This window comes from Streptosporangium sp. NPDC020072 (assembly GCF_040631445.1).
GTDB lineage: Bacteria > Actinomycetota > Actinomycetes > Streptosporangiales > Streptosporangiaceae > Streptosporangium.
The window spans coordinates 88,931-109,998 of sequence record NZ_JBEYAB010000002.1 but is presented as its reverse complement, the minus strand read 5'-3'; the positions used below and the strand labels follow the sequence as shown (position 1 = coordinate 109,998).

Here is a 21,068-nt window from a genome sequence, read left to right as displayed (position 1 = left end):
CGGCTTTGTCGATTGCGTCCCGTGACCATGTGGTCTGATGAGGGCCACCTATGTCGTGATGGTGAGAGGTAGAGCGAGAGCGGTGACGACGGCGACAACCGAGGGCGGCGGTACCGCGGCACACAGCCGCGGCAGGCGCTTCGCCGCCCGGTTCGGTTTGCGGAACTGGCGTGTGCGGACGCGCCTCACCGCCCTGATCCTCGTGCCGACCGTGGTGGGCGTGGTGCTCGCCGGAACGCGCGTGGTCGCCTCCATCGACAGCGTGGCCGGATACCAGCGGACCGCCTCGGCGGCCGAGTACTCCGGATCGCTGCGAGAACTGGCGCAGGCCCTCGGTTTGGAACGTGACCGTGTCGCCTGGGCCGCCTTCCAGCCCTCGAACCAGGGCCTGCAGGACGCGGCGGCGGCGCAGGCGAAGACCGTCGACGCCCTGGTCGGCAAGGTCAGGCTCGACCTGCAGAACATCGACGACAGCTACGGCCAGCGCGCCGCGGAGGCGGCCAGGGACGTGGGCTACCAGCTCGCGGGCCTGGGCGAGCTGCGGCAGCTGCCCGGGACGAACCGGGCAGAGCGCTACAGCATCATGATCGCCCCGCTGCTGCAGCTGCACGAGGAACTCACCCTGGTCAGCGACGACCCCGAGATCGTCGGCAACACCCGGGCGCTCAGCGCGCTGGCCCGCGCCAAGGAGGAGGTCTCCCGGCAGCGTTCGCGTCTGCTCGCGGGCTACTACGCCCCCTCGCAGATCACCGCCCAGGAGATCGAGAAGTTCATCGCCTCCAGATCGCGCATGGAGGAGTACAAGGCCGACTTCACCATCGAGGCGAGCGGCGCCAACCGCCAGCTCCTCGTCAAGGCCCTGATGGACGAGAAGGTCTACCGGGCCGAGCTGACCAAGGCCAGGGCGATCGTGCTGGCCAGCGGCTCGCAGTCGCAGGGGCGCCTGCTGACCGACTTCGCCGCCGTCAAGCAGTGGTTCGCCGACAACACCACGATCCTCGACCGGATGGGGAAGGTCGAGACCCAGGTCGCCACGGCCGTGATCACCCGGGCCAGGGAGCTTGAGGACACCGAGCAGCGCAACGCGATCATCGCCTCCGGGCTGATCCTGCTCCTGCTGATGCTGATCCTCGGACTGACCGTCCTCATCGCCCGCTCGATGGTCCTGCCGCTGCGCCGTCTGCGCTCCGAGGCACTGGACGTGGCGGGCTTCAAGCTTCCCGAGGTCGTGCGCAACCTGCGGGTCTCGGGAGACACCAGGGCGCCGGACATCGCCCCGATCTCCGTCGACTCCAAGGACGAGATCGGAGAGGTCGCCAAGGCCTTCGACGAGGTCCACCAGCAGGCCGTACGGCTGGCCGCCGAGGAGTCCGAACTCCGCTCCAACATCAGCGCGATGTTCGTCAACCTCTCCCGCCGCACCCAGACCCTGGTCGAACGGCAGATCTCACTGATCGACGGCCTGGAGAAGGGCGAGGAGGACGGCGGGCGGCTCGCCGACCTGTTCCGGCTCGACCACCTGGCCACCCGCATGCGCCGCAACTCGGAGAACCTCCTGGTCCTGGCGGGCCACGAGCCCTCCCGCAGGCGCAGCCAGCCGGCCAAGCTCGTCGACGTCGTGCGCGCCTCCCTGTCGGAGGTCGAGGACTACGAGCGGGTCCAGGTCAAGGTGCACCGCACGCTCTCGGTCTCGGGAAGCGCGGCCAACGACGTCGTCCACCTGATCGCCGAGCTGGTGGAGAACGCCATCCAGTTCTCCCCGCGGGCCAGCCAGGTCGTGGTCTCCAGCAGCATGATCGAGGGCGGCGGCGCACTGCTCGCGGTCAGCGACGCCGGCATCGGCATGACCAACGAGGAGCTGATCGAGACCAACCGGCGCCTGGCGGACCCGCCCGTGGTCGACGTCTCGGTCTCCCGGAGGATGGGCCTGTTCGTGGTCGGCCGCCTGGCCCTGCGCCACGGCGTCCGGGTCCAGCTGCGCCCGCAGGAGTCGGGTGGCCTCATCGCCATGGTCCTGTTCCCCGCCGCGCTCATCGTCGAGACGGTCCAGCCGAGCCAGACCCCGTCGTGGGGCGGGGAGTCGCAGAGCCAGAGCTCCTTCGGGCAGAGTTCCTTCGGGCAGAGCTCGTTCGCGGGCACCTCCCTCAGCCGGACCTCCTTCGGGCACACCTCCCTCGGGCAGGGACATCCCTCGTTCCCGCAGGCGGACCCCTTCAGCTCGGTGTCCTTCCCCGACGAGCACCCCATCCCCGCCGACCAGCCCATCGCCTCGGGCTCGCTCGGCGCCCCGTCCGGCACGGCCTACCCGCTGCCCAAGCGGCCGGTCCCCGGGACGGGCGGCGGCGCGGCGACCGGCGCCCCCGCCCCGTCGAGCGGCTTCTCCGCCTGGGGGCACAGCTCCCACGACGCGCTCGAAGCCCACGACGACCCGGCGACCGCGTCGATGCCCGCCGTACGGGTCTCCCCGCTCGAACCCGAGCAGGAGGAGTTCCTGCCGATCTTCGCCTCCGTCGAGTCCGCCTGGTTCCGCAGGACCGAGGCGGCCGCCGGGCACGTCGAGACGGCCGACGAACCTCATGAGACCGAGGAACCGGAGGAGGCCGGCCAGACGTCACAGGCCGTCAGGCAGGCCCTTCCCGGCCCGGAGACACGTGACGACTCACAGGAGGCCGAGGCCGGCGATCCCGGCCAGGCGTCCGAGCCCGTCGCACGACCGCTCAGGCCGCGGACACCCGTCCGCGAGCCGGAGAACTGGGAGGCAGCGGCCGACGCCGGATGGCGGGCCGCCCAGGCGGCCAGCGACCCGGCCCTCGGCGGGATCACCGCCGCGGGCCTGCCCAAGCGCACCCCGAAGGCCAACCTGGTCCCGGGTACGGCCGCGGCCGTACCGTCGACTCCGATGCCGCCCCTCTCGCCCGAGCGGGTCCGCAGCCGCCTGTCGAGTTTCCAGCAGGGGGTACGGCGGGGACGGGCCGAACTCAACGAGGACTCCGCCAGGACCCTGGCGGATAAGGAGGAGGGCTCGTGACGACCCTGAGCCACGAGGCAAGCAGGTTCGACTGGCTGATCACCGAGTTCGTCCGGGGCACTCCAGGGGTGGCGCACGCCGTGTGCGTGTCGGCGGACGGGCTGCGGCTGGCCAGTTCGGAGGGTTTCCCCGACGACCGGGCCGACCAGCTCTCCGCCGTCGCGGCGGGCCTGCTCAGCCTCACCGTCGGGGCGTCCCGCGTCTTCGAGGGCGGGGCCGTGACCCAGACGGTGGTCGAGATGGAGCGCGGGCTGCTGCTGGTCATGGCGATCAGCGACGGTTCGGTGCTCGCCGTCCTCGCCTCCCCCGAGTGTGACATGGGACTGGTCGCCTACCAGATGACCCTGCTGGTCGACCGTGCGGGTCAGGTGCTCACCCCCGCTCTGCGGGCCGAACTACAGGCATCCCGGAGATGACGATGAGGTTCACTGGAGGGGGCCGTGCTCGGGAGTGATGGAAGTGGGGACGAGGAACCCCTGTTCCGTCCCTACACGGTCACCGGCGGTCGCGCCGAGCCGCGCTACCACATGGCGATCGAGACCTTGGTCTCCTCCTCGTTCATCATGGACGAGGAGCTGGCCCTGCTCACCCCCGAGCAGGAGGCCATCATCAGGATGTGCCGGGCGTTCCGGTCGGTCGCCGAGATCTCGGCGCTGCTGAGGGTCCCGCTTGGCGTGGCCCGCGTGCTGGTGGCGGACATGGCGGACGAGGGACTCGTCCGCCTCCACCAGCCGAGCCTCGACAAGGGACAACCGGATCTCAACATGCTCGAAAGGGTTCTCAGTGGACTTCGCAGGCTCTAACCGTGGCGGCCTGACGTCGACGAAGATCGTCGTCGCCGGTGGCTTCGGCGTCGGCAAGACCACGTTCGTGGGTGCCGTCTCCGAGATCCTGCCGCTGACCACGGAGGCGGTGATGACCGACGCCAGCGCCGGCATCGACGACCTCGGCCTCACCCCGAACAAGGCGACGACCACGGTCGCCATGGACTTCGGCAGGCTGTCGCTGGACCAGGAACTGATCCTGTACCTGTTCGGCACGCCGGGCCAGCACCGGTTCTGGTTCATGTGGGACGACCTCGTCAAGGGCGCCATCGGCGCGGTGGTCCTGGTCGACACCCGGCGGCTGGCCGACGGCTTCCCGGCGATCGACTACTTCGAGGAGGCCAAGCTCCCCTTCGTGGTCGGCATCAACGGCTGGGACGGCAGGTTCCTCCACACGGAGGAGGAGGTGCGCGAGGCCCTGGCGCTCGCCCCGCACGTCCCCATCGTGCGCACCGACGCGCGCTCCCGCGACTCCGTCAAGGGCACGCTCATCACGCTGGTCGAGCACGTCCTGCGGGTCCGCGCCGCCTACGGCATGCCCGTCTGAGACCTCCGAGCACGGCGCGCGCGGGAGGGCCCCCTCCCGCGCCGCTCTCTCCCGTACGGCCGGTCAGGCGGGGATCCAGTCCTTCCAGACGATCGCGTTCTCCCTGACCCACTTCTCCGCGGCCTTCTCCGGGGTCATGTTCGCGTTGACGATGTCGTCGGCCACCGCGTTCTGGTCGTCGTTGCTCCAGGTGAAGTTGCGCACCAGCTCGTAGGCCCTGCCACCGGTCTCGGCGAACCTCCTGCTCACGACCTTGTCCAGCAGGTAGGGCGGGTAGTCGCAGGCCACCTTCTTGGGGTCGGCGTCGCAGCCGATCGCGTAGGGGGGAAGGTTGACCTTGACCAGCTTGAGCCGGGTGAACAGCCACTGCGGCTCGTAGAAGTACATCAGCAGCGGGGTCCGCCGTTCCGTGGCGACCTCCGCGGCGTTGATCAGAGCCTTCTCGCTTCCCGCGTAGACCACCTTGTAGTCGAGACGGAGATTGCGCACCAGCGCCTCGTCATTGGTGACATAGGAGGGGTCGCCGTCGAGAACCTGCCCGGCGTCACCGGACTTCTTGGTTCTGAACAGCCCGGCGTATTTGTTGAGGTTGCGCCAGTCGGTGATGCCGGGATATCGCTCGGCCATCCACTGGGGCACGTACCACCCGATGACACCCCTGTTGCCGTTGCGCCCGGCGGAGACCGCGACTTTCCTGTCCTCGATATAGGTTTTCTTCTCCGCCTCCCGACCCCAGTTCTCGACGATGACGTCGACCGTCCCCTTTTCCATTCCCTCCCATGACTCGGTCTCGTTGAGCGGCACCTTCCGCACCGTGTAACCGAGCTCCCGTTCCAGCAGCACACCGAGGACGGCGGCGCTGGCCTCGTAGCCGACCCACGGGTTGACGGCGATCCGCACCAGGCCGCCGGTCACCGGCCGCCTCTGCTGCGGGGCGGAGCACCCGGGCAGCCACACCAGCAGTACGGCCGCCGCCACGAGGCGGGTCAGCGGATGCGACAGTGCCCTCACTGGGGCATCCAGGAGGACCAGACGGACTCGTTGGCCTTGATCCACTTCTCAGCGGCGGCCTCGGCGCTCAGGCCGTTGTTGACGATGTCGTTCGCGACCGCGTTCTGCGCCTCGTTCGTCCAGGAGAAGTTCCTGACCAGCTGGTAGGCCCGGCCGCCGGTCTCGGCGAACCTCCTGCTCACGACCTTGTCGAGGTCCAGCTCCGCGTAGTCGCAGGCGACCTTCTTGGGGTCGGCGTCGCAGCCTTCGGTGTGCGGGGGCAGGGTGACCCTGACCAGGTCGATCCTGTCGAACAGCCAGTGCGGCTTCCAGAAGTAGAACAGCAGCGGCCTGCGCTGGCGCTGCGCCTGGGTCGCGGACTCGATCAGCGCGGCCTCGCTGCCCGCCACGACGACCTTCAGGTTCAGCCCGAGGTTCTTGATCAGGGCGTCCTCGTTGCTGACGTAGGACGGGTCGCCGAAGAGCAGCTGGCCCTTCCCGCCGGACTCGGAGGTCCTGAACAGGTTCGCGTACCTGTTGAGGTTGCGGTAGTCGGTGATGCCGGGATACTCCTTGGCCATCCAGCCGGGGATGTACCACCCGATGACGCCCTTGTTGCCGGTCGAACCGGCCTCGACGGCGACCTTCCTGTCCTGGATGAAGGTCTTCTTCAGGTCCTCGTGGCCCCAGTTCTCCACGATGACGTCGACGTCGCCCTTCTCGAAGCCCTCCCAGGAGACCTGCTCGGCGAGGTTCTCGCGTTTGACGGTGTAGCCGAGCTTCTTCTCCAGCAGGTGGGAGAGCACCGCCGTACTGGCCTCGTAACCGGCCCACGGGTTGACGGCGATCCGCACGACGGAGTCCGCCGGCGACGGCGCCGCGGCCTGACCCGTCTCGACCCTGGCGCCCGCGCATCCCGCGGCAAGCGCGACGGTGAGGGCGCCGGCGAGCAGACGGATGCTGCGTCCGATCCTCATGAGATCCTCTTCTTTCCGGGAGACCATCGGGGGACCTTCCTGGCGGGGCGCTCCGCGGCGCCCCTGGTGATCCGGTCGAGCGTGACCCCGACCAGAACCGTCGCCACTCCGGCGGCGAGCCCCATGCCGAAGTCGGCACGCCGGGCGAAGCCGGAGACGACGTCGTAGCCGAGCCCGCCCCCGCCGACCAGCCCGCCGACCACGACCATGGCGAGCGTCATGACGACGCCCTGGTTGGCGGCCAGCAGGATCGCCCCGCGGGCCAGGGGCAGGCGGACCTTCCACAGCACCTGCCACTCGGTCGAGCCACAGGATCGGGCGGCCTCGACGGCCGCCGGGGAGACGGCGCCGATCCCGTCCTGGACCAGCCGCGCGACCGGGGGCAGGGCGTAGACCACGCAGGCCAGGACCGCGGTGAACCTGCTCGCGCCGAACAGGGCCAGCGCGGGCAGCAGGTAGACGAACGACGGCATGGTCTGCGCGGCGTCGAGCAGCGGGCGCAGCACGGCGGAGAAGCGGGGGGAGCGGGCCGCGGCGACGCCGAGCGCGAGCCCGGCGGCCAGGGTCAGCGCCGTCCCGGTCAGCACGGTGGTCAGCGTCTCCATGGTGTGCCGCCACAGCCCGAGCGGGGCCGTGGCCAGCAGGCAGCAGACGGCGACGACGGCGTCGCGGGGACCGGCGCGGCGCCAGGCGACCACCAGCACGACCCCGGCGACCAGCCACCAGGGGGAGGAGGTCAGCACCTCCTGCAACGGGTTGAGCAGGGCCTCGGTCACGAGGTTCCTGATCGCGTCCGTGACGCCGTACCAGGAGAACTTCGCCCAGGTCACGGCGTCGTTGACCGGTCCGGCCAGGTGGAGCGTCCAGCCGGGAGGGAACCCGGTGCCCAGCAGCAGGGAGGCGGCGGCGCCGCAGAGCGCCAGGATCGCCGCAGCGAGTACGGCCCGGCGCGGCCGTCCTCCCGGTACGGCGCAGGCGGCGACCGTCCGGTCGAGGACGACGGCGAGCACCACGACGGCCAGACCGGAGGGGAGCATGAGGCCGACGTCGGCCCGGGACAGGCCGGTGACGATGCCCGAGCCGAGGCCGGGGGCCGCGATCAGCGCGGCGATCACCACCATGGACAGCGCCATCATGACGGTCTGGCCGACGGCCAGCGCGATCGTCGCGCGGGCCAGGGGCAGGTGGACCGTGCGCAGCGTCTGCCAGCGGGTCGCGCCGAGCGAGGCCGAGGCCTCGACCGCCGAGGGGGAGACCCGCTCGACGGCCAGCGCCGTGATCCTGATCGCCGGGGGAACCGCGTAGACCGTCGTGGCGACGACGGCCGCGGCCGGTCCTATCTGGAAGAACAGCACCATCGGCGCCAGGTAGGCGAAGGTCGGCATGATCTGCATCACGTCGAGGACCGGGTCGAGCAGGCGGCGCAGCCGTACCGAGCGGCCTGCCCACACGCCGAGCGGCAGGCCGAGCAGCAGGGAGAGCAGGACCGAGGCGAGCACGAGCGCGAGGGTTTCGGCGCTCTCCGGCCACACACCGAGCACCCCGAACGCGCAGAACCCGGCCAGCACGGTCACCGCGGTCCTCGGCCCACCGGCCAGCCAGCCGATCCCGCCCGCCAGTCCCATGGTCCCGGCCCAGCCGAGCTCCCGCAGGAGCAGGGCGAAGGCGTCGTTCAGACCGCCGGCCAGCAGGCGCACGTAGTTGACCAGGAACAGGAAGATCGGGCTGGCGTTCCTGTTGGCGTCGACCCAGTCGCGCAGGTCGCCGATGAGGCGGAAGGCCGCCGCGTCCTCGTCGTGCGGCAGCGTCGCGCTCCCCCCGAAGAGCAGGTGGCAGGCCACGACGATCGCCGCGACCGCCACTGCGATCGGCACTGTGGCAGCCACTGTGGCCGCGGCCGTGGCGGTGAGCGCCGGTACGGCGGGCGGGGCCGGGGCGGCTCGCACGGAGGAGCTCAAGGGGGAGCGTAAAGGGGAGGAGGTCACACGCGGCCCGTTCCCGTCGCCGTTCCCGCGCCGGGCAGGCCGCTCATCGCGGACAGCAGGTCGAGCCGGTCGACGACGCCGACGGCCCGGCCGTCCTCGACGACGACGATCGGCAGCGCCGTCCCCATCGCGGTCGGCACCGCGTCGCGGATGACGGTCCCCGAGGGCAGGGGCGGGCCGTCGAGGCGCTCGCCGTCACGCGGGCGGCGGCAGATCCAGCGCAGCGAGAGCACCTCGCCCCTGGGCACGTCCCTGACGAAGGCGGCCACGTGGCCGTCGGCCGGGGTGCCGACCAGTTCCTCGGGGGTGCCGAGCTGGACGATCCCGCCGTCCCGCATGATCGCGATGCGTTCGCCCAGCCTGAGCGCCTCGGACAGGTCGTGGGTGACGAACACCATGGTCGTGCCGGCCTCGCGGTGCAGGCGGGTGACCTCGGCCTGCATGTCCCTGCGGATCAGCGGGTCGAGCGCGCTGAAGGGCTCGTCGAACAGCAGCACCTCGGGCTCGCAGGCCAGCGCCCTGGCCAGGCCGACCCGCTGCCGCATGCCGCCGGAGAGCGTGTCGGGCCGGGCGTCGGCGAAGCCGTCGAGGCCGACCAGGGACAGCAGTTCCCCCGCTCTGCGCCGCCGCCTGGCCCTGGGGACGCCCTGGATCTCCAGGCCGTAGGCGATGTTGTCGAGGACCCCCCGGTGCGGCAGCAGGCCGAAGTGCTGGAAGACCATGCTCACCCGGTGCCGCCGCAGCTGCCTGAGCTGCGCGGGGGAGGCGGTGCGCACATCCTGCCCGGCGATCGTGATCTCACCGGCGCTCGGCTCGACCAGCCGGGTCAGGCACCGGATCAGGGTGGACTTCCCGCTGCCCGACAGGCCCATCACGACGAACGCCTCGCCGGGCCGTACCGAGAGGGTGACGTCCCTGACCGCGGCGACGCAGCCGGTGCGCTCCCTGAGCTCGGTAGGGGACAGGCGGGTGAGGAGGTCGCGGGGAAGGCGGTCGGCGCCGGGGCCGAAGATCTTCCACAGCCCGCGCACCTCGATCGCGGCACCGCCGGACGGGACCACTGACTCCTCCAACCTGACATCCGGATTCGGTGGGCCAAGGACGTAGTGAGTCAAGATATGAGGGAAATATCGCCAATTACAATGATGTGGCCTTCTGGAGATGTTTTGTGGTTTAAACGGCTGTCCTTAATTGTTGGCTGGAACGGTGTAAACGGTCAAGTGACGCATAAAAACGTAATGGATATATAAGGATGTCCGTAACGAGGATTCCAGTCTGGAAATGAGGATTGATACTTCCGGGGTGTGGTCCCATAAGTAGTCATTCATGAAGGTGTGTTCGATTGGCCCAATAGGTTGAGATGTGCTCGAATTGCCGGGGCCGTGGGAAATTCGGCCGGTATTCGTCCACCGAGAGGCAGCGTTCGGTGAGTACACACAAGATCGAGGGGGCGGGCAGCGGCCTCCGCCTGCGGAACTGGCGGGTGCGCTCCAGGCTCGTCGCGCTCATCCTGGTTCCCACGGCGGCGGCGGTGCTGCTCGGCGGGATCCAGGTCGCCGCCTCCCTGCGCGCCTCCACCGACTACCAGCGGGTCAACGACCTGGCCAGACTCTCCGACCACATCGGGGCGCTCACCCACGCGCTGGCCCAGGAACGGGACCTGACCTCCTGGTACGTCGCCCAGGGCCGTCCGCAGCGTCAGACGCAGGCCGTACGGCGGCAGATGGAGGCGGTCGACGCCGAGGCGACGGGCGTGCGGGACGGCGCGGCCCTGCTCAGGACCGCGGTCGGCGGCCGGACCAGGGACGAGGTCGAGACCGTGATCACCCGGCTGGACGACCTCGGCCCGCTGCGGGACCGGGCGATGGGCCCCTCGCTGCTGCCGGACGCGGCCGTGGACGCCTACACCCTGGTCATCGGCGACCTGCTGTCCCTCCACGACGAACTCGGCAAGGGCAGCGACGACGACGCGCTGTTCGGCCAGGCGCTGACCCTCGGGGCGCTGGCCAGGGCGAAGGAGGCCCTGTCGCTGCAACGGGCGCTGCTGTCCGTCGTCCTGGTCGCGGGCCGGTTCGAACAGGACCAGATGGAGAGGTTCCTCGGCGCGCTCTCCGAGGAACGCAACGCGCGCCGGGCCTTCGCCGTCGAGGCCGGAAGCGAGGAACGCCGCCTGTTCGGCGAGACCGCCGACGGCCGTACCGCCGACCGGGCCGAGTTCCTCCGCGAACTGGTGCTGCTGCGCGCCTCCTCCGGCGCCTCCCTCAAAGGCCTCGACCTGGCGAGGAAGGACGACGCCAAGGAGTGGTACGACGCGGCGACCGTCACGATCGACCGGATGCGCGAGATCGAACGGCGGCACACCCAGGCCATCGTCGGCCGCAGCCAGGAACTCGGCGCCGCCGAGCAGAGCCGCGCCCTGCTGACGGCCGCAGGCGTCGCCGGTCTGCTGCTGGTCGTGCTCCTGATCACCACCGGGGTCGCGCGCTCGCTGGTCAAGCCGCTGCGGCGGCTGCGGAGGGAGGCGCTGCGGATCGCCGAGGACCGGCTGCCCGCCTACGTCCAGCAGGTGCGCGAGTCACGTGACGGCGAGGTCGCCGCCGAGGTCGTCCCGGTCGGCGTGCTGTCCCGCGACGAGATCGGCGAGGTCGCCCGCGCCTTCGACGAGGTCCACCGGGAGGCGGTACGGCTGGCGGGGGAGGAGGCCAGGCTGCGCACCACCGTCAACGCGATGTTCGTCAACCTCTCCCGCCGCAGCCAGACCCTGGTCGAACGCCAGCTCACCCTGGTCGAACGGCTCGAACGCGGCGAACGCGACGACCGGCGCCTGGCCGACCTGTTCAAACTCGACCACCTCGCGACCCGGATGCGCCGCAACAGCGAGAACCTCCTCGTCCTGGCCGGTCAGGAGGTCGCACGGCGCTGGCGGACCCCCGTCGAGCTGATGGACGTGGTCCGCGCCTCGCTGTCGGAGGTGGAGAACTACGACCGGGTGGCGATCCGCGTCCAGGCGGAGGCCGCGGTCATCGGCCCCGCGGTCAGCGACGTGGTCCACCTGCTCGCCGAACTGCTGGAGAACGCGCTGTCCTTCTCCCCGAAGGAGAACCCGGTCGTGGTCTCCAGCGGCGTCATCGACGGCGGGGGCGTGATGATCTCGGTGGCCGACCAGGGCATCGGCATGACGCCGGAGGAACTCGCCGAGGTGAACCGGCGCCTGGCGGGCCCGCAGGGCGCCGACGCCTCGACCGCGCGCCGCATGGGCCTGTTCGTGGTCGGCCGTCTCGCGTTCAAGCACGGCATCCGCGTCCAGCTCCGCCCGCAGGAGGCGATGGGCCTGACCGCCATGGTCCTGCTGCCCGAGACACTCCTGACCTCGGTCACCACGCACAACGGGGCGGCGGTCCTCGCGGCGCCCGCGGTCGTGTCCGAGGAGGCCGTCGCGCCGCTGCCCGGCACCGGGGTCCCGGCGCAGGAGGAGGAGTTCCTGCCGATCTTCGCCTCGGTCGAGTCGGGCTGGTTCCGCGCCGGAGCCGCGCCCCCGTTCTCCGGCTCGGCCTCGACGGGAGGCCCGGGATCGACGGGAGAGGTCCCGATCGTGGCGGGAGAGCCGGGATCGTGGTCCTCCCCGGGGGACGACGGCTGGCAGGCGGCCAAGGTCGCCGGCGACCCGGCCCTCGGGGGGACGACCTCCTCCGGCCTGCCGCGCCGTACCCCGCGGGCGAACCTGGTGCCGGGCTCCGTCGCCGGCCCCCCGGGTGGTCCGCCCCCGGCCAGGCACGCCAGGTCGGCCGACCTGGCGCGCACCCGGATGTCGAGCTTCCAGGACGGGGTGCGCAGGGCCCGCAACGAACTCCCGAAACGGGAGAGCTGAGCCATGGCGGGACACGACCCCTGGTACGGCGAACGGCCCGCCGAACCGGCCGAGGAGGAGAGTTCCCTGGTCAGGATGTACGCCGTGACCGGGGGAAGGACGACGCCCTCGGCCGGGCTCGCCATGGAGGCCCTGGTCTCCTCGGCCACCTCGGCCAGGCTCGGCCTGTCCTACGTCCGGGAGTACCGCGCGATCAGCGAGCTGTGCCACCAGGTCCGCTCGGTCGCCGAGATCTCGGCCCTGCTGGGCGTTCCCCTCGGCGTGGCCCGGGTCCTGATCTCCGACATGGAGGCGGAGGGGCTGGTGCGCGTGCACCGTCCCAGGGGCGAGGCGGGCGGTCCCGACCTGGCCACCCTCGAACGGGTCCTCAGCGGGCTGCACCGCCTCTGACCCGGCTCAGGCTTCCGCGAGGGCTCCCGCGAGCCACCAGCGCGCGGCGACCAGCTCCGCCACGAGGGTCTCGGTGAGCAGGGCGACGTCCCGGTCGTCGTCGTGCCGGTAGCGCACACTCGCCCTGGCGCCGGGCACCTCACCGCCGACCGCCAGGACGGCCGAGCCGCGCCGGGTGATCCACTCCATCGCCTGGTCGTCGTAGCGCGAGCCGGGGAACAGCAGCGCGCGGTAGTCGAGGGTCTTGGTGAGGTAGACGTCCACGTGGGACCAGTCGCCGCTCTCGCAGGCGTCGGCCGCCCGGCGCGGTCCCTCCCGGAACATCAGCGCCGACTGCTCGGCCGAGGACAGGCGCTCGACGGGGGCGATCGTGTGGACGCCGTCCGGCCCGTCGAGCAGCTCGGCCGCCGTCTCAAGCCACAGGTCACGGCGTTCGAGCAGGTCGCCGGTGGCCTCGGCGGTACGGCGCAGCAGCGCGGGCACACCGGTGCCGGTGCCGGTGAGACGGTCGCGCAGGGCCAGCAGCAGGGCCAGGGTGTGCTGGAAGGTCCGGCAGGCGACGCCACCGCGTTCCTCGCCCGCCGCCATCGGCACCACCAGGTCGGCCCCCTCGGTGACCGGGGAGCCCGGGGCGTTGGTCATCGCCAGCACGAAGGACCGTCCCCGGTAACGGGCCAGCGCGTCGAGGGTCTCCCGGCTGCCGCCGGTCGCGGAGATCGCGACGACCAGGGTGTCCGGGAGGGCCGGGGGCAGCAGGTCACCGGAGGCGTACTCGGCGACCGCCTCGACCCCCGCCGCCCGCAGCCGCAGCGCGGCGACCCCTGCGGCGTACCGTGAGCTGCCCATGCCCAGCAGGAGCACCCGCCCGATCCGGCCGGGGAGCCCGGCGAAGGGGTCGGTCTCGGCGAGGAGCCCGGCGAGGTCGGCCAGCGCGGCGGGCTTGGCCTCCAGGTCGGCGAGGTACAGCTCGGGATTCACGGTCTCTCCTGGTCGGCTCGTAGGGCGTCGGCTTGCGCGCCGTCACGGGTGACGCACGCGCGTCGTCACGGGTGGGCGCTGTCACGGGTAACGGGAGCGCAGGACGCCCATCGGGGCGTACCGCCAGCGGGGCAGGTGCCGGGCGGCGTAGATCAGCTCCCGGCACTCCTGCTCGATCTCGAACGGGTGGAGCAGGGAACGGTCCAGCAGGCCGGCGTGGCCGTGCTCCGCCAGCCGGGTCAGGTAGGCCTCCCCGAGGACGGCGACGGCCTCGGCCGCCCACCGGCCGGTCGCCGACGGGTCGGCGCCGCGGCGTCTGACGGCGACCTGCCCGGCGTGCTCCAGGCTGGTGGTGAGCTGGGCCAGGTCACGGGCCACGGGCTGGTGGACGTCCGCCTCGGTGACGGTGGGGTTGCCGTCGAAGTCGATCACCGCGTACCCCTCCCGCCAGCGCAGGATCTGTCCCACGTGCAGGTCGCCGTGGACGCGCACGAGCGGCGTCGGGCCGGTCGAGGCCAGCGGCGCCAGCCCGGCGCGCAGCGCGTCGGCGCGCTCGCGCAGCCAGCGCCCGTCCGTGTCCCCGGCGTCCCCGGCTGTGTCCCCTGTGTCCCCGGTCAGGGCGAGCGCCTCCCGCAGGGCCTTCTCGGCGCGGGCGGCCAGGTCCCGCCCCAGGTCGTGCGCCCGCCGTACCGGGTCGGGGAAGGTCGCGGAGGGGGTGGCGAGCGCCGCGTGCAGGTCGGCGGCCAGCGCGCCCAGGTCGGCGGCGAAGGCCGTACGGCCCGCGGCGGCCTCCTCGACGCACCACTGCCAGCCGTCCACCGCGCCGGGGAGGTAGGCGGTGACGAGGGCGAGCAGCCTCCCCTCCCGGCAGAGCGCCGCGTACGGCGTCGCGGTCGCGGTGAAACCGGTCTCCGCGAGATGGGCGAGCACGTCAGGGGCGGGCTGGGGGAGCGGGGCGGGCGGGGTGAACCACTTGACGACCACGCTCTCCCCGACGACCACCGAGTGGTTGGTCTGGTCCACGCCGACCCCTCGCTCGGCGCCGGAACCCATAACACGGGAGGCCGTTAGTTGAACTCCTGTTGAAAAGTCGGAGATCGGGGCGAAGGGGAGAGGGCCGAATCTCCTGACCGTGAAGGGAGGGGGAATCTCGCTGTTCAGGGCCTCGACCAGCGCGTGACTGCGGCCGTCTCCCGCCTGTGGCACGGTGTTCAGCCGAGTCCAGATTGAAGTGGAGTGCAACAGGCGGACCAAACTTTCCAGGGGTGATGACGCGCAAAGTCTTGCCCAAGTTATGGTTGGCTGCAACACTCCTGGTTTGGTCTGCCGTGTCCGTAACGGTCGGTGTCCACCACTTATCCCGAAAACTGAAGGAGTAGCGGCCGTGTCCCGTGCCCGGTACCCCCGTCGTCTTCCGGCTGTCACCCTGGTGGCCGGTCTCGCATTAGCCGTATCGGCCTGCGGCGGAGGAACCACGGCGGCCCTTCCCGAGGCGACTCCCTCGGCGTCGGCGGAGCAGCTCAACCCCAACGCGAACCTGTCCAAGCAGAGCGTGACCATCTCGGTGTGGCCGGGTTATACCCCCGAGGACCTGGCCGCGCGGGTCGAGGAGAAGCTCAGGTTCAAGCTCAAGGTGGCCACGCACGACACCAACGAGATCATCATGGGCAAGCTGACCGGGGGCGCCGACACCGGTATCGACGTGGCCTTCGTCTCCGGCCAGTACGCCCAGGCGCTCAACGCGGCGGGCCTGCTCGAACCGATCCACCCCGAGCTCATCCCCAACCTGGCCAACCTCTACCCCGAGGCCAAGGAGCTCGCCTTCGACCCGGGCAACGCCTTCTCCGTCCCCTACACCTGGGGGACGACCGGCATCTGCTACCGCAGTGACCTGCTGAAGACGCCGCCGACGAGCTGGAACGACATCCTCAGCCCGCCGGAGGACGCCAGGAAGAAGGTCACCATGATGACCACCGAGCGCTGGCTGGCACTGCCCGCCGTCAAGGCGCTCGGGATGTCCGTCAACACCCGCAACGACCAGGACCTGGCCAAGGTCAAGGAGAAGCTGGTCGCCGCCAAGCCGAACCTGCTCGGCTACGACGACGTCACCTTCGGCGACCGCCTCAAGAGCGGTGAGGCCGTCATGGTCGAGGCGTGGGACGGCTGGTGCCCCACCTCGGAGAAGAACATCAAGTTCGTGGTGCCCAGAGAGGGCAGCGACCTGTGGGTCGACACCATGGTCGTGCTGCGCGGCTCCAAGAACAAGGAGGCGGCGCACGCCTTCATCAACTTCATCCTGGACCCGAAGATCCACGGCTGGGCCGCGCGGAACATCCTCTACAAGGTTCCGAACAAGGCCGCCATGGACGCGCTGCCCGCCGAGCTCAAGCAGAAGAACGCGCCGCTGCAGATGACCCCGTCCCAGCTGCTCGCCGGTGAGTCCATCGTCGACCTGGGCGATGACTCCGCGAAGTACACCCGACTCGCCACCGAGGTCAAGGCAGCGCAGTGACAGCCCCCGCCGTCTCCGGCGCGACCGTCAACTCCCGGTCGCGCCGGTCACGTCTGGCGGAGCGGCTCGTCTTCCTCGGGCCTGGGCTGGCCTACCTGATCGTCCTGCTGCTGATCCCGCTGGTGACGGTCCTGAGCTTCTCCCTGTTCCGCAGGGGGCGCTTCGGCGGGGTCATCTACGAGGCCAGTGCGGACAACCTCGTGCGCCTGGCCGATCCGATCTACCTCGACATCCTGCTCGGCTCGCTGCGGACGGCCCTGATCGCCACGCTGGTCGCGTTGCTGCTCGGCTACCCGACGGCGTATCTGATCGCCAGGCTTCCCAGGAAATGGAAGACGGTCGCGCTGGTGGCGATCGTGCTGCCCTTCTGGACGAACCTGCTGATCAGGGTCTACGCCTGGATCGTGCTGCTGAGCGGCCCCGGGCTGGTCAACTCCGCCCTGGGCAGGCTCGGTCTCGGCCCCTTCGAGTTCCTGTACAACCAGGGCACCGTCGTCGTCGGGCTGGTCTACTCCTACCTGCCGCTGATGGTGCTGCCGCTGTACGCGGCGATCGAGCGGCTCGACCCCCGCCTGGCCGAGGCCTCGGCCAACCTCGGGGCCAGGCCCGCCCGCACGTTCCTCTCGGTGACGTTGCCGCTGACGCTGCCCGGCGTCCTGACCGGCTGCCTGTTCGTGTTCGTCCCGAGCTTCGGGAACTTCGTCATCCCCGAACTGCTCGGCGGCGGACGTTCGATCATGGTCGGCAACCTGATCAGGGACCAGTTCCTCACCGCGCGGGACTGGCCGTTCGGGTCCGCCCTCACGCTGGCGCTGCTCGCGGTGCTGGTCGTCCTGCTCCTCCTGCAGGCATGGAGTGTCCGCCGTGCGTAGACCGCGTCTCCTCTACGTCCCCTTCTGGGCGACCTATGTGTTCCTCTACACGCCGATCGTCGTGCTCGTCGTCATGTCGTTCAACGCGGGGAGGTCGCCCTACTCCTTCACCGGCCTCAGCCTGAAGTGGTACGGCAAGCTCGCCGGGAACGCCCTGGTACGCGAGGGCCTGGTCAACACGCTGATCGTGGCCGCGGGATCGACGGCGCTCGCGACCGTGCTCGGCACCCTGCTCGCCGTGGGCCTGGCCAGGCACACCAGGTCACGGGTGCTCGACACGCTCAGCGTGCTGCCGGCCGTACTGCCCGACCTGGTGCTGGCCATCGGGCTGCTGGTCTTCTACGCGGCGGTCAGGAAGACGCTCGGCCTGCACTCGGTGCTGCTCGCGCACACGGTCTTCGGCATGGCGTTCGTGACGGCGGTCGTGCGCACCCGGCTCACCCACGTGGACGACTCCCTTGAGGAGGCCTCGCGGGACCTGGGCGCCTCGCCGTTCACCACGTTCGTGCGAGTCACGTTGCCGCAGCTCATGCCGGGCATCGCGGCGGGCGCGCTGCTGGCGTTCACGCTCTCCGTCGACGAGTTCGTGATCGCCTTCTTCACCGCGGCGCCGACCACGCCGACCCTGCCCATCGTCATCTACTCAATGGTCCGCTTCGGGGTCACCCCGGAGATCAACGCGCTGGCGACGCTGCTGCTGGCCGTGAGTTTCACGGTGGTGATCGCGGCCCAGCGGATGACCCGACTGACGGAGTCACTGTCCTGATGCTGCAGATCACAGATGTCAGCCGCCGTTTCGGCGACGTCACGGCGCTGTCGGGGGTCTCCCTGGAGATCCGCCAGGGCGAGTTCTTCGCGTTGCTCGGCCCGAGCGGCTGTGGCAAGACCACCCTGCTGCGGATCCTGGCGGGCTTCGAGACGCCGGACGCGGGCACCGTCACCCTCGACGGCGCCGACCTGCTCACCCAGGCCGCACACCGCCGCCCGGTCAACCTCATGTTCCAGTCGTACGCGCTGTTCCCGCACATGACCGTGGCCAAGAACGTCGCCTACGGCCTTGAGCGGGAGCGGCTGCCCAAGGCCGAGATCCGGGAGCGGGTCGCCGAGGTCCTGGAGAAGGTCGGCCTGGCCGAGGCGGCGGGCCGCAGGCCGGACAGGCTCTCCGGAGGCCAGCGGCAACGGGTCGCGCTGGCCAGGGCGATCGTGAAACGGCCCAGGCTGCTGCTGCTGGACGAACCGCTCTCCGCGCTGGACAAGAAGGTCCGCGCCGAGATGCAGCTCGAACTCAAGCGGCTCCAGCACGAGGTCGGGATCACCTTCGTCGTGGTCACCCACGACCAGGAGGAGGCGATGTCGCTCGCCGACCGGATCGCCGTCCTGTCCGCGGGCCGGGTCGAGCAGGTGGACGCCCCGGTCACGCTGTACGAACGGCCCGCGACGCCGTTCGTCGCCGGGTTCGTCGGGGCCAACAACCTCTTCACGGGTACGGCCTGCGCGGGCGGGCTGACCTGCGAGGGAGTCGGCGTGCTGGCCGGGCCGGACGGGCTGCCCGAGGGGGCGGCGGCGCTGCTGGCCGTACGGCCGGAGCGGATCAGGCTCACAGAGGTCGCGGAACCCGTGGCGCCGGATCCGGGTGACGCCGTCGAGAGCACCGTCGAAAGCGTCGTCCAGAGCACCGCCGAGAGCGGCGACGGCGTGGGCGAGGACGCGGAAAACGGCGCTGAGCGGCTCTCTGAGAACGGCGGTGACGACTCCTCCGGGACCGCCGAGCGGGAGAACGCCTCCGGTGACACCGGGCAGGCGGCGCAGGAGGCCCTGCAGGACGCTGAGGTCGTCACTGAGGGCCAAGGGACGGCATCCGCTGACAAGGGCCCGGATGTGGACAATACGCCTTCTGAGGCCACTGAGGCTGCCGGAGCGTTGCGGGGGAGGGTGGCCGACGTCAGCTTCTACGGCGGCGTGTCACACGTCTCGGTTCTCGTGCCCGGTCGCGACGGCGTGGTCCTTGTGGCGACGCAGGGGGCGACGCGGGTCCAGGTGGGGTCTTCGGTGACCCTCACCTGGGCGGCGGAGGACGGGGTGCTGATCCCTCAATGAGACGTCTTGAGCGGGTTGTTCGTGGCGGTCCTGGCGTAGGCGAGGATCAGCTCCGCCGCCTCATCCGGGCCGATCACCGGGTGGCGGGCCGTTATGCGGTAACCGTACGCGTCTTCGAGCGCGACGAGGTTGCGCGCGATGACCAGGGAGTCGTCGGACAGGGTGAAGGTCCCCAGCGCGGCTCCGGTCTCCAGGATGCTCTGGTACATCGAGACCTGGCGGTCGTAGAGCGTGGTGAGCAGCAGGGCGTACATCCTGTTGCGGGGCGCGGCTCCGCCGAGCTCGTTGAGCAGCCGGACCTCCGGATCGTCGGGACCGTGTGGCAGGCCGGAGCGGATGGTCACGACAAGCTTCTCGACGGGGTCGCGCATGCCGCTGATCCGCTTGATCCGCTGCTCGTAGAAGCGCTCCATGCCGGCGTGGTGCGCGTCGACCAGCAGTTCGCCGAGCTGGGGGTAGTGGTACAGCACGGCGCCGGAGGTCAGACCGGCCTCCTCGGCGACGTGGTTGAGGTGCACCCCCTCGGTGCCGTGCCGGATGATCGCCCGGTGTGCGGCGGCGATGAGATCGAGGCGCCGATCCGCCCGTCTCTTGCGCGTCATATTCCCCCACTCGTTCGGGACCCGGTTCAGTACCGGGGTCCATAGTGACCGTTTCCTAGCGTTTTAGCTAGAGCAAGTATTGAATCATTCTTCAAGCCGCATAACTCCCAGTCACTTGGAGGCGTGATGTCGCTCACGATCCTGTTCATGCCGGAAAGCGCCTACGGACCCACGAACAACTGCATCGGCATCGGTGACATTCTTCGCAAGCGCGGCCACCGAGTCGTTTTCGCAGCTGAAGCTTCATGGAAAGGGAAATTGACCGCCCTCGGATTCGAGGAGGACCTGGTAGACCTGGCGCCCCCGGCCGAAGAGGAGCAGGACCCGGGACAGTTCTGGAAGGACTTCATCCGGGACACCGCGCCGGAATATCGCAAGTCGACCGCCGAGCAGCTTGAGACGGTGACCAAGCCGATCTGGGACGCGCTCATCGACGGTGTGAAGTACTGCGAACCGCGGTTGAAGGAGATTATCGAGCGCGTCAGGCCGGACGTGATCGTAGAGGACAACGTGATCACTTTTCCCGCGCTGCTCACCGCGGGCAAACCGTTCGTCAGGATCGTCTCCTGCAACCCGCTTGAGGTGCGCGGCGAGGGCGTGGCGCCGGTCTTCTCCGGGCTGCCCGCCGACGACCGCTCCGAGTGGGAGGCCTTCCGCGCCGAGTACGACAGGACCCACCGTGAGGTGTGGACCTCCTTCAACGAGTGGGTCGTCGCCCAGGGGGCGCCGCCGCTGCCCGACCTGGATTTCGTCCACGAGGGCGACCTGAACCTCTACGTCTTCCCCGAGGTCCTCGACTACACCGGCGACAGGCCGCTCGGCGACACCTGGCACCGGCTGGACTCCTCGGTGCGCGAGACCGACGAGGACTTCGCGCTGCCCGAGCCGCTGGCCTCGGGGGAGGGCGCCCTCGTCTACTTCTCGCTCGGCTCGCTCGGTTCGGCGGACGTCGCGCTGATGCAGCGGGTGATCGACGTGCTGGGCACGACGCCGCACCGCTTCGTCGTCTCCAAGGGCCCGCTGCACGAGGAGATCAAGCTCGCGGAGAACATGTGGGGCGCGGAGTTCCTGCCGCAGACCAGGATCCTCCCGCTGGTCGACCTGGTCATCACCCACGGCGGCAACAACACCACGACCGAGGCGCTGCACTTCGGCAAGCCGATGATCGTGCTTCCCCTGTTCTGGGACCAGTACGACAACGCCCAGCGCGTCGACGAACTGGGCTACGGCGTGCGCCTGGCCCCCTACACCTTCACCGACGAGGAACTGACCGGCGCGCTGGACAGGCTGCTCGGTGACACCGCGCTGCGTGAGCGGCTCGCCGCGGCGGGTGAGGAGATCCGCCGCCGCGACGGCCTGCGCCGGGCCGCCGACCTGATCGAGCGGGCCGGAGCCTGA

The 21,068-nt window shown here is 70.4% G+C and carries 18 protein-coding genes; 11 read left to right on the top strand and 7 right to left on the bottom strand.

Translation table 11 applies throughout. The features are described from left to right. The first annotated feature begins 82 nt into the window (after positions 1-82). From ABZ470_RS03800 to ABZ470_RS03785, 4 genes are read left to right on the top strand one after another with little or no spacing between them, the layout of a single operon-like run. Positions 83-3,028 carry a nitrate- and nitrite sensing domain-containing protein gene (locus tag ABZ470_RS03800; protein ID WP_362909765.1) on the top strand — a complete coding sequence of 982 codons (2,946 nt, stop codon included), beginning with the start codon at positions 83-85 and terminating at the stop codon, positions 3,026-3,028. Continuing rightward, on the top strand, positions 3,025-3,444 hold the full coding sequence (locus ABZ470_RS03795; protein ID WP_352009561.1) for a roadblock/LC7 domain-containing protein: 420 nt from the start codon (positions 3,025-3,027) through the stop codon (positions 3,442-3,444). The genes ABZ470_RS03800 and ABZ470_RS03795 overlap by 4 nt, the downstream gene beginning before the upstream one ends. 24 nt (positions 3,445-3,468) lie before the next feature. After that, entirely contained in the window at positions 3,469-3,831 is a 363-nt protein-coding gene (locus ABZ470_RS03790; protein ID WP_352009560.1) for a DUF742 domain-containing protein, read from the top strand. Then, positions 3,812-4,399, top strand: coding sequence for an ATP/GTP-binding protein (locus tag ABZ470_RS03785; RefSeq protein WP_352009559.1), 588 nt, complete (start codon positions 3,812-3,814; stop codon positions 4,397-4,399). The genes ABZ470_RS03790 and ABZ470_RS03785 overlap by 20 nt, the downstream gene beginning before the upstream one ends. A 63-nt stretch (positions 4,400-4,462) precedes the next feature. Here the strand turns inward: ABZ470_RS03785 and ABZ470_RS03780 are convergent, their stop codons facing one another. The 4 genes from ABZ470_RS03780 to ABZ470_RS03765 all read right to left on the bottom strand — a co-directional run bounded on the left by ABZ470_RS03780 (position 4,463) and on the right by ABZ470_RS03765 (position 9,424). Further along, the gene (locus ABZ470_RS03780; RefSeq protein WP_352009558.1) at positions 4,463-5,410 is read right to left on the bottom strand and encodes an ABC transporter substrate-binding protein; all 948 of its coding nucleotides are present in this window, start codon (positions 5,408-5,410) and stop codon (positions 4,463-4,465) included. After that, positions 5,407-6,366, bottom strand: a complete 960-nt coding sequence (locus ABZ470_RS03775) for an ABC transporter substrate-binding protein (protein WP_362909763.1) — start codon at positions 6,364-6,366, stop codon at positions 5,407-5,409. Before ABZ470_RS03775 ends, ABZ470_RS03780 begins: the two co-directional genes overlap by 4 nt. Further along, complete coding sequence (locus ABZ470_RS03770; protein WP_362909761.1) at positions 6,363-8,240, bottom strand: ABC transporter permease subunit; 1,878 nt, start codon at positions 8,238-8,240, stop codon at positions 6,363-6,365. The genes ABZ470_RS03775 and ABZ470_RS03770 overlap by 4 nt, the downstream gene beginning before the upstream one ends. Positions 8,241-8,347: 107 nt before the next feature. Then, positions 8,348-9,424 carry a betaine/proline/choline family ABC transporter ATP-binding protein gene (locus ABZ470_RS03765; protein WP_362909759.1) on the bottom strand — a complete coding sequence of 359 codons (1,077 nt, stop codon included), beginning with the start codon at positions 9,422-9,424 and terminating at the stop codon, positions 8,348-8,350. 353 nt (positions 9,425-9,777) lie between these two features. Between ABZ470_RS03765 and ABZ470_RS03760 the strand changes: the two genes are divergently transcribed. Both ABZ470_RS03760 and ABZ470_RS03755 read left to right on the top strand, forming a co-directional pair. Further along, entirely contained in the window at positions 9,778-12,219 is a 2,442-nt protein-coding gene (locus tag ABZ470_RS03760) for a nitrate- and nitrite sensing domain-containing protein (RefSeq protein WP_362909756.1), read from the top strand. Positions 12,220-12,222: 3 nt separating this feature from the next. Further along, positions 12,223-12,609, top strand: coding sequence for a DUF742 domain-containing protein (locus ABZ470_RS03755; RefSeq protein WP_352009553.1), 387 nt, complete (start codon positions 12,223-12,225; stop codon positions 12,607-12,609). Positions 12,610-12,615: 6 nt separating this feature from the next. Here ABZ470_RS03755 and ABZ470_RS03750 read toward each other — a convergent pair whose 3' ends face one another. Next, the gene (locus ABZ470_RS03750) at positions 12,616-13,587 is read right to left on the bottom strand and encodes an SIS domain-containing protein (protein WP_362909753.1); all 972 of its coding nucleotides are present in this window, start codon (positions 13,585-13,587) and stop codon (positions 12,616-12,618) included. An 81-nt stretch (positions 13,588-13,668) separates the two neighbouring features. Next, positions 13,669-14,610 carry a hypothetical protein gene (locus ABZ470_RS03745; protein WP_362909751.1) on the bottom strand — a complete coding sequence of 314 codons (942 nt, stop codon included), beginning with the start codon at positions 14,608-14,610 and terminating at the stop codon, positions 13,669-13,671. A 361-nt stretch (positions 14,611-14,971) separates the two neighbouring features. Between ABZ470_RS03745 and ABZ470_RS03740 the strand changes: the two genes are divergently transcribed. The 4 genes from ABZ470_RS03740 to ABZ470_RS03725 are packed head-to-tail and all read left to right on the top strand — an operon-like array spanning position 14,972 to position 19,068. After that, on the top strand, positions 14,972-16,099 hold the full coding sequence (locus ABZ470_RS03740; RefSeq protein WP_352009550.1) for a spermidine/putrescine ABC transporter substrate-binding protein: 1,128 nt from the start codon (positions 14,972-14,974) through the stop codon (positions 16,097-16,099). Further along, positions 16,096-16,971: an ABC transporter permease gene (locus ABZ470_RS03735; RefSeq protein WP_362776962.1), complete on the top strand. Its 876-nt coding sequence runs from the start codon at positions 16,096-16,098 to the stop codon at positions 16,969-16,971. The genes ABZ470_RS03740 and ABZ470_RS03735 overlap by 4 nt, the downstream gene beginning before the upstream one ends. After that, positions 16,964-17,737, top strand: coding sequence for an ABC transporter permease (locus ABZ470_RS03730; RefSeq protein WP_362909749.1), 774 nt, complete (start codon positions 16,964-16,966; stop codon positions 17,735-17,737). The genes ABZ470_RS03735 and ABZ470_RS03730 overlap by 8 nt, the downstream gene beginning before the upstream one ends. Beyond that, a complete protein-coding gene (locus tag ABZ470_RS03725; protein ID WP_362909747.1) occupies positions 17,737-19,068 on the top strand; it encodes an ATP-binding cassette domain-containing protein in 1,332 nt (443 codons plus the stop codon). The genes ABZ470_RS03730 and ABZ470_RS03725 overlap by 1 nt, the downstream gene beginning before the upstream one ends. Here ABZ470_RS03725 and ABZ470_RS03720 read toward each other — a convergent pair. Then, positions 19,062-19,670: a TetR family transcriptional regulator gene (locus ABZ470_RS03720; protein WP_352009546.1), complete on the bottom strand. Its 609-nt coding sequence runs from the start codon at positions 19,668-19,670 to the stop codon at positions 19,062-19,064. The two genes, ABZ470_RS03725 and ABZ470_RS03720, sit on opposite strands and share 7 nt — an antisense overlap. A gap of 258 nt (positions 19,671-19,928) precedes the next feature. Between ABZ470_RS03720 and ABZ470_RS03715 the strand changes: the two genes are divergently transcribed. Then, positions 19,929-21,068: a nucleotide disphospho-sugar-binding domain-containing protein gene (locus ABZ470_RS03715; protein ID WP_362776955.1), complete on the top strand. Its 1,140-nt coding sequence runs from the start codon at positions 19,929-19,931 to the stop codon at positions 21,066-21,068.